Genomic DNA, 14,624 nt, shown 5'->3' with positions numbered 1-14,624 from the left:
TGAACCGGATGAATATAAAAATAGAGCTGGTTCCCCGGGAACGCAGTCAGGTGATTCGGCACTTAATGCAATTTTATCTATATGATTTTACAAAATATCTGAATATTGATGTGGATGGTAACGGTGTTTTCCCGGAGTATCCCGGATTGGACGCTTTTTGGTCAGAGGAAGACCGTAAGTTTCCTTTTTTGATTACGAGTGATGAGGCACCCGCCGGGTTTGCATTAATAGAACGTTGCGAACCAGGCAGCAAAGATAATGACTATTATTTGACCGAGTTTTTTGTAATGCAGAAATACCGGCGTAGTGGAGTGGGTACCCGGGCAGCTTATGAGCTGTTTGAACGTTTTCCGGGAAGGTGGAAAGTAACCCAGGTTCGCAACAATGTCATTGCTCAAGCATTCTGGCGGAAAATCATAGGGGAATACACGGGAGGCCGCTTTCGTGAGAAATTTCATCCTGAACTGGGGAACCCGAGTCAGTTCTTCGTAACCTGATTCAACGGATGTATCCCTGTTGGAGGAAATAAAGTAAGATGAACAAGTGGGTGTAATACCCAACATAAGGGTAATACATACCGAAGACTAATTTGTACTATATGTACTTTCATTATCTGTAACCAAATTCACGAAGCTTGGAGGAAATGATCCATGGAACTGCGTAATTACGGAAACACTGGCATGAAAGTAAGTACACTTGGGTTTGGTGGGGCGGAGATCGGCAAGAACGTATCCAAAGCAGATGTAGAAACATTGCTAAACAGTGCGTTGGATGCAGGGTTAAACGTCATTGACACGGCTGAATGTTATGGGGATAGTGAAGAGTTAATTGGAGATGTGCTGTCACATCGCAGAGACGATTATTATTTGTTTACCAAATGTGGACATGCCGCTGGGGTAGATGGCCCAGATTGGGACGCCAAAGTATTAGAGCAAACGATTGACCGTAGCCTTAGAAGACTAAAAACGGAATACGTTGATGTAATTCACCTTCATAGTTGCTCTGAAGAAGTACTTCGGCAAGGAGCAGTCATAGAAGTGCTGCAACGAGCCAAGGAAGCTGGGAAAACAAGATTTATTGGATATAGCGGCGATACGACGGATGCTCTTTATGCGATTCAGACAGGCGTGTTCGACAGCTTGGAAACCTCGCTGAACATAGCCGATCAGGAAGCCATCGATCTGACGTTGCCTGAAGCGAGAAAGAGAAATATGGGTGTTATTGCCAAACGCCCCATTGCCAATGCGGCATGGACGTATGACTCGCTTCCGGAAGAAGCATATGCCTTTGTATATTGGAAACGCTTGAGCGAACTTGGGTATGGTTTTCTGGGCGAAGATGCACAAGCAACCGTTGAAACCGCATTACGTTTTACGCTCAGTACAGAAGGGGTAGACACGGCGATTGTGGGTACAGCAAAACCTAACCGTTGGCAGCAAAATGCCGATCTTGTCGCCAAGGGAGCTCTGAGTAAGGAGTTATATGACGAGATTAGAGAACGTTGGAAAGAAATAGCGGGAACTGACTGGACTGGACGAACTTGATTCTTTCAGCTATAAAAATAGCGTGATTATCCTAAAGTCGCCTCAAAGGCGGCTTTTTTTATTCGCAACAACCTTATATTTTCATTATATGAAAAATTCACAACAATAAAAGCGAACTGGCTATCTCCATAGGGAGGGGGTGCTTCCGCCATATTTCCATCCAAGAATTAAGGGGGAATTTAAACGTGTAGCTTCAAATGTTAACTCACGGCACCTTATCTTCGCACAGTATATTATTATTTCAACATATGAAAAATTCACAATAGAAAAATCAATTTACGCTCCCCTGTACATACCTGCATCTCCATTACACCATCTCACCAGCTCGTTATAACGAACTTCCTTACCCTCGGCTTCATGTCAACACTGATTTGCATTAATATTGCCAGATGATTTCGAGGATAAATGGCATGGCTAAAATAAAATGCAAAACAAATCTACGATAAGCAGAAAGAAATCCCTACGCGGGGCTGTGCGCCCTGCATAGGGTTTTGGTTGGCTCATATGCTTAGAGCGATTTATAGTCACGAATAATGACATCTATGACATGCTTTCCCCAATTCGAGGCTTCCGAGCCTGGTTCATTCCAATGGTAGGAGATGAGTGCTTTCCACAAAGCCCAGCCACGGGCACGATTAACCGTATCTTGGTCAACATTCATGGAGCTTAAGAATATATCACGACTTATATCATCAAAAAAGTTCCATGCCATCACAAGATCACTAGATGGATCGCCCGCGCCCATAGTTCCAAAATCAATGACTCCGCATAGTCGTCCATCTTGCACGAGCAGATTACCTACCGCAACATCACCATGGAGCCATAACGGTGCCGCTTGATATTTTGTTGCCAGGGCAAGCTCCCATATTTCAGTCATAAGCTTTGGATCGTATTCGCCGGATACCTTTCCAATGACAGTCCTTGTATCTGTATCGTAAACCGCTAAGTTCCCGCCGCGATGAAAATTTTGAATGCCTGCGGGTATGCCGTAACTAGCATCAATGGCTTCGAGTTCTCTCAGAAATTTAGCGAGGTCTTCTGCAAAAACGCTTAGGTCGATTACGTTGGTATGCGTGACGGTCTCGCCTGCGATCCATTGGTTGATCGACCAGGGAAGGGGATAGTCGTCCGAAGGTTCACCTTTTGCAATGGGAGCTGGAATGGGCAAGGACAGAAGAGGCTTGAAAACTGGAAGCCACGTCAGTTCTTTTTCTACAGCAGAGGCGTAACGTTCATGACTGGGTAAACGAATTGTCATTTCGTCTCCCAATCGATAGGTGCAGTTATCGTGTCCGCTTTTTTCTACGGGTGTTATCGTTAAGCCTCTCCATTTCGGAAATTGACTATCGACTAATTGACGAACCAGTTCAATCGTAATTTCAATCATGTTCTCGCCTCATTTTCTATTAAATGGATGGGTTCTAACGTTAGTACATAAATTTTAACAATTTGTCTTGATCTTATCAAAGGGAGAAAATCGTCTAAAACGAAATGAGGAGGGCAGACCCGGAAAAACCCTTATATTTAGCGATTTTTTAGTTGGTAGAAGCCCTGTTATGAGTAGAATATCATAGGTTTTTATCCCTTGACATAAAATGTCATTATAAAGATAATAATTGTAACTTTGGAAGAGGGAGGAGAAATCAAAACCGAATTTAGGTTTGATTTGAATGCATATGTAAGCGTAATAATTTCGGTTGTACCTCACACAATTATCACTTTAAAGGAGTGTAGTCATGTACGATAAAATTGTAGATATTTTGTGCGTTATCAAAGAAGACCAACCGGAACTACGCCAATCCCTATCCCCAGCAACGGAACTGAATAACGATATTGGTCTCGATTCTCTGCAAATGATCCAGTTTATGCTCAAAGTCGAGGATCAGTTAAACGTAATCATTGACTATGACGAATTCGATTACGAGCATCTCCAATCGATCGACACATTTATAACCTTTCTGAAAAGCTGCCAGTCTCAAGAGCAATCATTGTACGAAGATGTCCAGAAGTGAGGCCGGGGTAATTCCAACGATCGTTATGGGGACGTTTGATCCCGAAACGCGATGGAGGGATCCGGACTTATCCAAGCTACCTGCTATGCCTGATAAGGACAGGGAATCCATTGTCCTGTGTATGGACGAGCTGTTATTTCCATTTTGTGGGCCTGACGATATCCTCTACACCCGCTGCAAAATTGATCCAAAGCTGTACGAGTATCTGAACGGGTTAGGTTTTTCCTTTCATAGCCGTTACCACTTTGATTTGAACGATGAACAGAGTTCCTTACCCGAACCGGACGTTTTTAAGCAGTGCATGTTCAGTCTTGCTTCAGACGATCAACAGCGTGAAGCGATGTTGACCCAAAACGTAAAACAGCTCTCTCCTTATGCCATTACGGCTGATACGGAGGAGTACCTGCGTGCCGAAGGGTCGTTGGGGTCTTTGCCCGACCTTGAGACGGTTAAGTATGTAAATTCCAAATTTTACTCCAACCGACTCCTGACCAGGATCGGAGAGAAGTGTTATGGCACGGAAGTGAACAATGTAGTAGAAGTGCAGGCTGTCGGAAATACGTTACTGAAGCGAGGGGCGTATTTGCTGAAAGATCCATTCGGTGTTTCCGGCAAGGGCAATATGCTCATTGAAAATGAAGCCATGCAGCGAAGGATAGCAGAGCATCTAGATAAGCAGGAGAGAAGAGGATTGCGCTCGCAATTCCTGTTGGAACCACTGCTGAGAAAAGAGATCGATTTCAGCTCACATTGGTTCATTCATAAGAGCGGTGAGAGGGATTTCCTTTCGGTTCAGCGTATGCTGAATCAGCAGCAGAATTACGGCGGGTCTATTAGAGCAGATGAGGCTTTGCTCCTTCTGCTGGAGCACGCAGGTTATTTTGATACGATGGAAAAGGCACTTCGGATATTATTCGAGGACGGATACCACGGCTTCGTGTGTTTCGACTCCATGATTTTGGAAGGCGGCGATATCGTACCCATTGTCGAGATTAACGCACGCAAGTCCATGGGTCTCATTAATGCATATCTCGATAAAGGCTGGGAAACGTACGGCCATAGCGGCCTGCTTACCTTTCTGTCTCTCGGTCTACCTGAAGGCTTTACGTTTGGAAGTTTGCTGGACGCTTTGCATGTATCCGGTCTTCTATTCAAAGGGAAGGGTGAGTACGGAATTATGCCTATTTCATCTAACACCGTAATGGTGAATGATATTCTGACCTCTCGGCGTATATCCGAGGGAATCCAGAGCCATCGGGGTATGCCGAAGGGACGATTGTATATCTCGGTCGTGGGCCGTGATGACGAACATCGTAATGAACTGATCATAAGTCTGAGGCAGGTACTCGCTGACTTGTCGATTAAAGTGTACAACTAAATTCTGGAATGCGGAGGCTGCGCATGAATTCATCTTCGGTTACCCTGCTTGCGTCGGGCAATTCGCTTGGTGCATACATTCCGGCTATGCATCTAAACACGTACCTGCAAGATAGAGGTGTTAGAACGGACGTTCACGTTCTGGAGAACCTGTATCATGAAGAAATCAGGTGCAAGATTAATTCCACCAAAAAAGCATTTCATGCCGATTTCTCCGTTGCCCTTATGGGGCATAAACTGGCCAAGCCTGTAGACTCTTCCCTGAATGAAGCGGAAGTCCAGTTCCTGTTGGACTCATGGATACGTGATGGGGTATCTCATTTTGCTGTGTTTACCGGTTTTTGGCTTCCGATCCTGGAGAGGTACAAAGCCATTGCGCACACGCCTTTGGATATTCAACTGATCCGCTTGGACGTGTGCGATACGCCATCGTTTAAGGTACACAAGTCCTTGTATCCGGACTACGAGAACGTTTGGCTTTACGAGCCTTCAAGGTTGTCTCCAGACTTCTATATTGCCTCAGATGAAAAGGAGCTTCTGGCTTATGCACAGCGTGACGGGCGCATTCTGATCCATGGCGGCGGCTGGGGGATAGGAACATACGCGTCAACGATTGCAGAGCTTCGTCAATTTGGTTATTTGCTGGATGTGATCGTCTACAATCCTTCCGAGGTGGAGGAGGACGATGAGAGCACACGCTACTTCGGAACAGAGGTTTCATGGAATCCGTGGAGTTGGGATGCCCAGGGGCGGCATTCGTTTCCACCAATGAACCGATATGTGCGTGAAGAGGGCATTCTTCGGGCAATTCCGCTCCGTGATTACTCTGCTTACACGGATCTGATGCGCAATTGCGCTGCCATTATCAGCAAGCCCGGAGGAGCGACACTGAACGATTCGTTGTCCTACGGAATACCTTTTGTCATGTTAGAGCCGTTTGGTGACCATGAGCTTCAGAATTCAAAGTATTGGGAATCCTGTGGTTTCGGTATCCGATTTGCGGAATGGAAAGCCCTAGATTACTCGGAACAACATCTCGAAGAAATGTACGAACGTTTACTGGAGCAGCGATCAAAAATCAATCATTTGGGGAGGAAAACGCATGCAGCCGAAAACAGCAGTTACGTTTGATAAGCTGACATTCCAAAATATGAAAAGAACCCTTGTTCCACTCGCGGAAACGGGAAGGAAACGCCGGGAGGACCCGACGTATGCCGCACCCGTGCCTTATGAGATCGGAATCAAGCTTAATAACGGCTGTAACCTGCGCTGCAAGCATTGCTTTGAATGGAATCCAGATGGCTTCCATCACGGCTTTGCCAGTGAAGTGAAGAGAGACGAAATCGAGATTCCCGTCGTGGAGAAACTGTTGGCCGAAACGAGAGAACGCAAATCACGTGTGTTCCTGTGGGGCGGAGAACCGCTATTTTACTCTAAGTTCGATGAACTGGCAGAACTGCTGGCTAAGGAAGACCGGCATACGACCATTTGCACAAACGCGATTCTCATTGAACAAAAGCTGGATTCCATTTTGAAAATGTCTAAAAATTTAGTCATGCTGGTCAGCCTGGAAGGATTCGAGAAGGAGAATGACGCGATTCGGGGTAAAGGCACTTTCAAAAAAGTGATTCACGCCATACAGCTGCTGTTGGATCTGCAAAAGCAGGGCTTGTACAAAGGCAAAGTGTCCGTAGCCCTGACAGTAAATGACCAGATGGTCGATCAGCTGTATAGCTTGATGGAATTCTTTGAAGAGCTGGGCGTTGATTCCGTGTACTTCTGCTTCCCATGGTACATCCCTTCCGATACGGCGGAAAAAATGGACACCTACTTTGATGCACACTTTCCACACCTTGCTTCCCGCTTTGCGAGTGACCACAAGAATAGCTGGCACTCTTTCACGTTTCACATCTCACCGGACCGTTTCGACACATTAATCGAGGAATTTAAACGAGTCAATTCACGAGTGTGGAATGTACGTATCCGCTATCAGCCTGCGCTGGAGCCCGAAGAGGTAGAAGGTTTTATTCGAGGTAGCGAAAAGCCAGCCATGAATCGGACCAAGTGTTTCTCGATCTCGAACCGGATGGACGTGATGCCAGACGGTAAGGTCAATCCATGCAAATTTTTTCCGGAATTCAGTGTCGGTAATTTATACGAAGAAAGTGTGGCCGATATTTTCCACGGTGAGGATCTGCGAAAACAACGCGAGATTCTGGCCTGCGGTCTGACACCGATTTGCTCCAAATGCGTGCTTCTGTATAACAACGGAGTTTAATCGCTTTAACTTTAGCCGCCAATAAGGGAAAACATGCAATCATTCAGGAGGAGCGGGGATGGACTTTATACGTGTACGGGAACTGCACAAATCGTTCATATATTATCGGAAAGAAGCAGGACTCAAACATTCACTGAAAAACTTATTTGCTCGTAAATCACTTGTGAAGGAAGCGGTTAAATCCGTTTCCTTCGATATCGGCCCCGGAGAGTGCGTTGGATTTCTGGGTCCGAACGGAGCAGGTAAAACCACAACGCTCAAAATGTTGTCGGGCATTCTATATCCCACAAGCGGAGAAGCCGACGTACTTGGCTTTGTACCTTGGGAGCGAAAGAACGAATTCAAACGACTGTTCTCCATTGTAATGGGTCAGAAAAATCAACTTTGGTGGGACCTTCCTGCGAGCGATTCGATTTATTTGAACAAATGTATATATGACGTCGAGGATGATCTCTATCGTCGAAGTCTTGCCGAACTATCAGAGATGCTTGATGTGCAAGACTTGCTGGATGTACAGGTTCGCAGGCTGTCCTTGGGTGAACGTATGAAAATGGAGCTAATCGCCGCTCTGATCCACCGACCAAAGCTGCTGTATCTTGACGAGCCAACGATCGGCCTGGATTTCCCCTCTCAGAAGAGGGTGCGGGAATTTCTGAAATACTATAATGAGCAGTTTGGCGCCACGATCCTGCTGACGAGCCACTACATGAAGGACGTGGAGGACCTGTGCAAGCGGACAATCATTATTAACGAAGGAAGTCTTCTGTATGACGGAGATCTTCATAAGATTAATGATCTGTTTGGCGATCACAAAATTGTAAAGTTGCAGTTCTCGGAACCGGTTGCCGAGCAGCGGCTGGCCAAATTCGGAAAAATGATCAGCGCAGACGACTACAGCGTTGTTCTGGAACTGCCCAAACACCGTCTAAAAGAAGTGTCGCGTGCTATGCTCGATTCGTTTCCAATCGTTGACTGGACGATTGAGGATGTGCCGATCGAGGAGAGTATATCGATGCTCTACCAAAAGGAATCCGTCGGATGAATGGACGCAAATTGTATACGGCTGTATTTTCGATGGGTGTGCAGCAATCGATGGAATACCGATTTCACTTCTTTCTCGGTCTTCTCGGAGCCGCGTTTCCGATTCTTGTCCAGTATTTTATATGGACTGCGGTGTACCAACATTCCGGCGAAACGGCGCTATTCTCGTATTCATATAATCAAATTATTTTGTATACGATCTTGGCGGGCTTGGTTTCCAAGCTGATCGCTACCCAGTTCGAGCACCAGATTGTCGATGACATCAAGAACGGCGGTCTCAACAAGTATTTGATCAAACCGGTTAGTTACTTCGGATATCGGCTAGTATCCTTTTTCGGACAGAAGGCGATCTATTACGGCGTTACAGCTGTGCTGCTTGTCGGGATTATCTGGATATCATCTGCCGGTGGTGTGCTTGAGTTCCAGATCATACGGCTAATCTTGTTCGTCGTTACGTTGTCGGGGGCGCTATTGCTCAATTTCTTGATCTCTTATTGCATCTGTGCAAGTGCTTTTTATCTAAATGAAATCTCTTATTTTTTCGTCATTACGAGTCTGCTCGTGAATATTCTGAGCGGAGGTATGTTTCCGTTGGAGATTTTCGGGGATTCGATAGTGGAGGCACTTCAGTACACGCCGTTTCCGTATACCATTTATTTTCCGGTCAATGTGCTCAGCGGCAAAACGGAAGTGGCGGCGATGTATCAAGGATTGCTCATCCAGTTGGGGTGGATACTCCTGTTCTTATGGCTATCCCGTCTAACGTGGCGCATATCCATGAAGAAATATTCAGCGGTTGGGGGGTAGCGGAGATTCCATATGTTTAGAGTCATGAGAAAATACGCACATTTGTATGGCATGTTCATCAAAAATTGTCTCATTGCCCAGATGGAGTTTCGGGGTAATTTCATGATGAGCCTGCTGGTGGAATCCGTCTACCTGCTCGCCAAACTGTTATATGTACTGGTTGTGTTCCGAACCGATCTTCACGTCGACGGCATACCGCCAGAAGGGCTGCTTCTATTTATAGGCATGCACACCGTGGTGACAGGAATGTATGTGGGTCTGTTTTTCACCAATTTCACGAAAATTCCGGAATATATTAAGGACGGCTCACTTGATCTAATGTTAACGAAGCCGGTTTCTCTTCAATTCATGGCTTCTTTGCGTTATGTCGATCTGGCGCTGCCAATCCCTGATATTTTAGTTGGTTTCGTCATGATTGGCATTGGCTGGCATGCCATGGACATACCCCTGACGTTTCTCCAGCTAGCCGGGTTTATGCTGCTGTTATTCGTGTCCGTTATCATCACATACTGTCTAATGATTATCCCTGCATTGCTTTCATTTCGGTTCGTTCAGACGGGCTCTGCATCGGAGATTGCTCATTCCGCCTGGGACGCCAACAATTTTCCAATGGCAATATATCCAACTTGGGTCCGGCGGATCGGTACCTTTGTCATTCCGCTGTTCCTGATTACCAATTTCGGGCCGATGTTCCTGCTAGGACAGCTCAGCTGGCTCTATACAGGACTGGCGTTGGTCGCTTCGCTTATACTCTTCACAGTTATACGATTGCTCTGGAAACAGGCTGTAAAGGGATATAGTAGTGCAAGCAGTTAAGGGGGAGAAAGAATGAATGCTGTTCAGCTGCCCGTGTCAAATCCGCCGCTTAAAGGATTTCTGAGGTGGGCTTACACGCTTTCGATTACCAGTGCACATGAGGAAACGATTCCTTGGTATTACAGCAACTTCATTCAGTTGTCCTGCAAGAAAACCTTTCTGGAGGATGGCAGACAGTTTTATATCGATTTTTTTCGGGGCAAACCCAACGAACTGAATTTCAATAATCCATTTCTACTCACATGCTCTGTGAATTATACGATTCTGGAGCATTTGGCGCTGGACGCCTGGCCCCAATTTTTCGCGGATCAGATTCGCAGCGGCTATTATTGTGTCGTGTTTTTGGACGAAGCGAAGCTACCGCCAGCGGCGGCCTATCAGCAGGAACCGTTTCCTCATCATCTTTTTCTGTACGGTTTCGATTGGGATAATCGTTTTTTTGATGCTTCCATGTTCGACCATACGGGAGTTTACCGCAATGTACAGATTCCATTCACGGAATTCCTGGATGCTGTCCATTCCATGAGACATCTGCTCAGAGAGGGGCTCACCGCGGATCATCACACTTATTTTTACAAATACGAGCCGCATTCTCCTTATCCTTTCGATAGAATCGTAGCACTCGACCAACTGCATGATTACCTGAACGGAGAGACTCATCTGAATCGCATTAATTACATTCCTGATGACGAACAGGCTTTCGGAATTGACGTCTACGACTATTTGCAAATGTACTATGATGCGGTAGAGAGCAACGATCCTCGTCTCGGTGACCGTAACGATGTAAGGCATCTTCATTTGCTCTGGGAGCACAAAAAAATGATGAGTGAACGGATTGCCTACTTGATCGATGAGGGGATGATCCCCTACGACGAAGAACTTGTGAATGGTTATCAGGATATAACCACCAGGGCAATGAAGCTAAGGGATCAATACATCCGTCATGAAATTCGTGAAGACAAGGCTGTGTTTGCGAAGGTAAGACTCCGGTTGGAGCAATTCCGCAAGGAAGAGCCTGTTCTGCTGCAAAGACTGATTTCATTGCTCGAAAAGTGAATAAAGAAGGCCGTTCCTCTGGGAGGAACAGCCTTCTTTATTTATATTCATAGGTTATACGTTAGCCCTATTATAATTCTTTATCAATTATTCAAACTTGAAATCATCATCCGTCAGAGGTTCTACATTCAGAGTACGAATATAACCGTTTCCTTTTTTAGAGAAAAAGTCATGCTGTTTGGTATGTGTACTGATTCCATTTAACACAATCGGGTTAACTTCCTCGTCTTCAAATAATGGCTCAAAACCGAGGTTCATCATGGCTTTGTTAGCATTATAACGAAGGAAGGTTTCCACTTCTTCGCTCAAATGAATAGGTGTATATAATTCCTCCGTATATTGCAGCTCATTTTGATGAAGAAGCTGTACTAGATCAACCAAACCTTGATACACATCGTTCCGCTGCGTTTCATCAAAGCTCGCGTATATTTCCTGGGCCAATACCCCCACATATACACCGTGAATACTTTCATCCCGCAGAATCAGATCAATGATCTCACCACTGCATGTGAGTTTGCCTTGTCCAGCTAAATAGAGTGGATAGAAAAATCCGCTGTAAAACAAATAACTTTCCAAAAGAACGGAGGCCGCCATCGCCATATACAGATCTTTTGAAGTTTCAATGTTCATGTAATACTGACGTATAACCGTCGCTTTGGTTTGCAGATATGGATTTTCTTCCACCCATTTAAATACACTGTCAATTTCTTCGGTTGATGCCAATGTGGTAAAAATACTACTGTATGATTTCGCATGAATTTGTTCCATCATCGCCATAAAACTAAGTACGGCTTTGCGTTGCAGTCCATCGACATGCTCCATAATCTGCGGCATACCTACACCGCCCTGGATCGTATCCAGAAGGGTTAAGCCTCCCAAAACTTTCATATAAGCGTCTTTTTCTATATCACTGAGCATGCCCCAGGTCATTTTATCATCGGATAAAGGAATCTCGTCATCGGTCCAAAATTGCATAATATTCTGATTCCAGAACATCAGTGTGAAATCATCATCCGCCCGATTCCAGTTCACAGCTTGAATTGCCGGCATGGTATATCATACTCCAATCGTAATACCCTAAAGGGAAATTATTTATATTGAACAAGCAATGCATTCTTCCATCGTCAGCTTGTTGGTTCTTGTATAATACAGAGATTTCAACCCTTTATGAGCAGCATACAGGTAGCAGCGAGCCAACTCCCGCGTGGATACATCACTGTTTACATGAAGAATGGTTGAGATGCCTTGGTCCACATGCGGCTGAATCTCCGCAATCAAATCAATTACCTTGAATTGATCCATTTGATACGCTGACTTGTAATAGAAGACATTATCCTTTTGCAAATAGGGCATCGGATAATACGTGGTTGAATTGGCATAGGTCCGTGTCTCAATTTGTTCCACGATGGGCATTACACTGGATGTTGCGTTTTGGATATAAGAGATGCTGGCCGTTGGAGCAATAGCCATGCGATAGGCATGATAGAGACCATTTTTCATCACTTTAGACTTAAGCTGGTTCCAATCCTCGAGAGACGGAACAGCAATGCCGTTAAACAATTCTTGTACTTTCGATGTGGTGGGACGGTAATCCGTAGTCACATAACGATCAAAATATACCCCAGTCGCATAGTCCGATTGCTCGAATCCATAGAACCGTTGACCCGTTTGCTCTGCAAACTCCATACTTTTCTCAAGAGAATGATAATTCATGGTCATAAAGAAGGTACGTACAAAATCCTTGGCCTCCGAGCTCTCATAAGCAATCCTGTTTTTGGCTAAGTAACCGTGCAGATTCATGGCACCCAAGCCAACGGAATGCATTTCGGAATTGGCTTTTGCCACACCGGGAGCATTGGCTACATGTGTCATGTCGCTGACGGAGGTTAGTGCGATCATTCCCTCATGAACGGATTCCTTGATCTTGCCACTCTCCATAACATTAACAATATTGAGGGAGGCCAGGTTGCAGCTGATATCTTTGCGAATAATATCCGGTTGACCATAGTCTGTAATTTCAGAAGTTTCTTGGAGCTGGAAGATCTCTGTGCAAAGGTTCGACATTTTGACTTGTCCTACGTTTTTCAAGGCATGTGCTTGATTGGCATTGGTTTTATTAATGATGTAAGGATAACCGGATTCAAGTTGAGTCATCGCTATTTTGGTCAGCATATCCCGTGCGCTGAGCGATTTTTTCTTCTTCACGCGGTCGTCAGCCAGCAAGGTATCATACATCACGTCCAGATCCATATCATCCAAATGTGTTCCATACGCCTTGTAGACACTGTAAGGTGCGAAGAGGTACAGGGGCTCATTATCTTGAGCCAGCTTATAGAAACGATTAGGGACAATAAGTCCGATAGAGAGAGTTTTCAGCCGGATTTTCTCATCCGCATTAATCTTTTTGCTATCCAGCAGTTCCATAACGTCCCAACCGAAAATATTATAGTATGCTGCACCAGACCCCTTACGTTGACCCATCTGATCAGCGTAGGAGAAGCCGTCTTCCATCAGCTTGAGAACAGGCGTGATGCCTTTAGCAGCACCTTCAACCCCTTTAATGACTTCACCACGAGCACGCAACTTCGACAGGTTGACAGCCACTCCACCACCGATTTTGGATAACTGCATACAAGTGTTTAGTACATAGTTTATGGAGTTCAGTGAATCATCCATTTCAAGCAGGAAGCAAGAAACCAGTTCACCGCGCCGACTTTTTCCCGCATTTAGAAAAGTAGGGGTTGCCGGTTGAAGACGCTGTTCCATCATAGAACGAGACAGCAAACAAGCCGTATCAAAGTGTCCTTGACCCAGATGAAGTGCTACGGCTGCTACTCGATCCGCATATTGCTCAAGGTATGTTTTGCGGTCATATGTTCTCAATGCATAATCAGTATAGAATTTAGAAGCTGCCATATAGGAAGGAAAGTTATATTGATAGCCACGCGTAATTTCAAATACGGTTCTAACTTGGTCAGCTGTATAGGAAGCATAGAAATCCTCGTAATAATCATGATCAATCATGAATTTGACTTGATCATCAATGTTGGCAAATGCCATACTTTTATCTTTGATTTCTCTCATAAACTCCTCTACAGCCTCTTTATCCTTATGTAACTGGAAGAAGCCATCAGAGTCGCGCTTTAGCAGCATGTTATTTAATTCAATATGACGCAATGCGGCTCACCTCCTGTTCAAAATACTCCACATCTCTCTTGGAGCCCGATAATTCAAATTTACTAATAACCGGGACGTTATAAGATGCAGATATCAAATCTGCACTTTTGGCAAAACGCTCACCCCAGTTACGGTTACCGCTGGCGGCCACGCCAATCAGGTATGCAGAGTTTTTTTGCAAAAAAGAAGACACCTTATCAGGTATCTGTCCAAAACCTGTTGTATATGTCACAAGTACGTACGGTTCATCAATCGTCATTTGATTCTGAATCTGAACAGCCGGCAGTTGAAGCTTGGAAATAAACCTCTTAACATTCCCGGTTATAGAATCATACACAATTAGCACTATCATATCCTCCTTGACAAATGAAAGGTGATCAAAAACAAACACTATATATAGATCTATTTCTTAATTTTATATCAATATATAGCTTTGTCAAATGCTTATCGGTATCAATTTTGTGAAAAACCGGATGAATGGGCTCTATTACTAGGTTTAAAAAATTTGTGGCTTAG

14 protein-coding genes are annotated in these 14,624 nt (G+C 44.9%); 10 read left to right on the top strand and 4 right to left on the bottom strand.

Annotated features, from left to right (window positions below):
* Positions 1-8 precede the first annotated feature (8 nt).
* Entirely contained in the window at positions 9-497 is a 489-nt protein-coding gene (locus A6049_RS00980) for a GNAT family N-acetyltransferase (RefSeq protein ID WP_063562804.1), read from the top strand.
* Between the two features lie 153 nt (positions 498-650).
* On the top strand, positions 651-1,544 hold the full coding sequence (locus tag A6049_RS00975) for an aldo/keto reductase (RefSeq protein WP_063562803.1): 894 nt from the start codon (positions 651-653) through the stop codon (positions 1,542-1,544).
* A gap of 508 nt (positions 1,545-2,052) precedes the next feature.
* Here the strand turns inward: A6049_RS00975 and A6049_RS00970 are convergent.
* Positions 2,053-2,931, bottom strand: a complete 879-nt coding sequence (locus tag A6049_RS00970; protein WP_063562802.1) for an aminoglycoside phosphotransferase family protein — start codon at positions 2,929-2,931, stop codon at positions 2,053-2,055.
* Between the two features lie 349 nt (positions 2,932-3,280).
* On the opposite strand from A6049_RS00970, the gene A6049_RS00965 reads away from it, so the two are divergent.
* The 8 genes from A6049_RS00965 to A6049_RS00930 are packed head-to-tail and all read left to right on the top strand — an operon-like array spanning position 3,281 to position 10,931.
* Positions 3,281-3,556 carry a phosphopantetheine-binding protein gene (locus A6049_RS00965; protein WP_063562801.1) on the top strand — a complete coding sequence of 92 codons (276 nt, stop codon included), beginning with the start codon at positions 3,281-3,283 and terminating at the stop codon, positions 3,554-3,556.
* Entirely contained in the window at positions 3,543-4,934 is a 1,392-nt protein-coding gene (locus A6049_RS00960; RefSeq protein WP_063562800.1) for a hypothetical protein, read from the top strand. Before A6049_RS00965 ends, A6049_RS00960 begins: the two co-directional genes overlap by 14 nt.
* A gap of 23 nt (positions 4,935-4,957) precedes the next feature.
* Positions 4,958-6,064, top strand: coding sequence for a glycosyltransferase family protein (locus A6049_RS00955; RefSeq protein WP_063562799.1), 1,107 nt, complete (start codon positions 4,958-4,960; stop codon positions 6,062-6,064).
* Entirely contained in the window at positions 6,036-7,211 is a 1,176-nt protein-coding gene (locus A6049_RS00950; RefSeq protein ID WP_063562798.1) for a radical SAM protein, read from the top strand. The genes A6049_RS00955 and A6049_RS00950 overlap by 29 nt, the downstream gene beginning before the upstream one ends.
* Before the next feature lie 58 nt (positions 7,212-7,269).
* Complete coding sequence (locus tag A6049_RS00945) at positions 7,270-8,253, top strand: ABC transporter ATP-binding protein (RefSeq protein ID WP_063562797.1); 984 nt, start codon at positions 7,270-7,272, stop codon at positions 8,251-8,253.
* Positions 8,250-9,059 (top strand): ABC transporter permease, encoded by an 810-nt coding sequence (locus A6049_RS00940; RefSeq protein ID WP_063562796.1) that lies wholly within the window; start codon positions 8,250-8,252, stop codon positions 9,057-9,059. The genes A6049_RS00945 and A6049_RS00940 overlap by 4 nt, the downstream gene beginning before the upstream one ends.
* 12 nt (positions 9,060-9,071) lie before the next feature.
* The gene (locus A6049_RS00935) at positions 9,072-9,875 is read left to right on the top strand and encodes an ABC transporter permease (protein ID WP_063562795.1); all 804 of its coding nucleotides are present in this window, start codon (positions 9,072-9,074) and stop codon (positions 9,873-9,875) included.
* A gap of 12 nt (positions 9,876-9,887) precedes the next feature.
* The gene (locus tag A6049_RS00930; protein ID WP_063562794.1) at positions 9,888-10,931 is read left to right on the top strand and encodes a hypothetical protein; all 1,044 of its coding nucleotides are present in this window, start codon (positions 9,888-9,890) and stop codon (positions 10,929-10,931) included.
* 87 nt (positions 10,932-11,018) lie between these two features.
* Here A6049_RS00930 and nrdF read toward each other — a convergent pair whose 3' ends face one another.
* The 3 genes from nrdF to nrdI are packed head-to-tail and all read right to left on the bottom strand — an operon-like array spanning position 11,019 to position 14,454.
* Positions 11,019-11,981, bottom strand: a complete 963-nt coding sequence (gene nrdF, locus A6049_RS00925; protein ID WP_063562793.1) for a class 1b ribonucleoside-diphosphate reductase subunit beta — start codon at positions 11,979-11,981, stop codon at positions 11,019-11,021.
* A 42-nt stretch (positions 11,982-12,023) separates the two neighbouring features.
* Positions 12,024-14,108, bottom strand: a complete 2,085-nt coding sequence (nrdE, locus tag A6049_RS00920; protein ID WP_063562792.1) for a class 1b ribonucleoside-diphosphate reductase subunit alpha — start codon at positions 14,106-14,108, stop codon at positions 12,024-12,026.
* Positions 14,095-14,454, bottom strand: coding sequence for a class Ib ribonucleoside-diphosphate reductase assembly flavoprotein NrdI (gene nrdI / locus A6049_RS00915; RefSeq protein ID WP_063562791.1), 360 nt, complete (start codon positions 14,452-14,454; stop codon positions 14,095-14,097). Before nrdI ends, nrdE begins: the two co-directional genes overlap by 14 nt.
* Positions 14,455-14,624: the final 170 nt, after the last annotated feature.

It is taken from the genome of Paenibacillus sp. O199, assembly GCF_001636635.1.
Classification (GTDB): domain Bacteria; phylum Bacillota; class Bacilli; order Paenibacillales; family Paenibacillaceae; genus Paenibacillus; species Paenibacillus marchantiae.
The sequence above is the reverse complement of the archived record's forward strand: the minus strand, read 5'-3'. Positions and strand labels throughout refer to the sequence as shown.

Coding starts and splice junctions, on each gene's coding strand:
- A6049_RS00980 (WP_063562804.1), top strand. CDS start 9: ATGAATATAAAAATAGAGCTGGTTCCCCGGGAACGCAGTCAGGTGATT.
- A6049_RS00975 (WP_063562803.1), top strand. CDS start 651: ATGGAACTGCGTAATTACGGAAACACTGGCATGAAAGTAAGTACACTT.
- A6049_RS00970 (WP_063562802.1), bottom strand. CDS start 2,931: ATGATTGAAATTACGATTGAACTGGTTCGTCAATTAGTCGATAGTCAA.
- A6049_RS00965 (WP_063562801.1), top strand. CDS start 3,281: ATGTACGATAAAATTGTAGATATTTTGTGCGTTATCAAAGAAGACCAA.
- A6049_RS00960 (WP_063562800.1), top strand. CDS start 3,543: ATGTCCAGAAGTGAGGCCGGGGTAATTCCAACGATCGTTATGGGGACG.
- A6049_RS00955 (WP_063562799.1), top strand. CDS start 4,958: ATGAATTCATCTTCGGTTACCCTGCTTGCGTCGGGCAATTCGCTTGGT.
- A6049_RS00950 (WP_063562798.1), top strand. CDS start 6,036: ATGCAGCCGAAAACAGCAGTTACGTTTGATAAGCTGACATTCCAAAAT.
- A6049_RS00945 (WP_063562797.1), top strand. CDS start 7,270: ATGGACTTTATACGTGTACGGGAACTGCACAAATCGTTCATATATTAT.
- A6049_RS00940 (WP_063562796.1), top strand. CDS start 8,250: ATGAATGGACGCAAATTGTATACGGCTGTATTTTCGATGGGTGTGCAG.
- A6049_RS00935 (WP_063562795.1), top strand. CDS start 9,072: ATGTTTAGAGTCATGAGAAAATACGCACATTTGTATGGCATGTTCATC.
- A6049_RS00930 (WP_063562794.1), top strand. CDS start 9,888: ATGAATGCTGTTCAGCTGCCCGTGTCAAATCCGCCGCTTAAAGGATTT.
- nrdF (WP_063562793.1), bottom strand. CDS start 11,981: ATGCCGGCAATTCAAGCTGTGAACTGGAATCGGGCGGATGATGATTTC.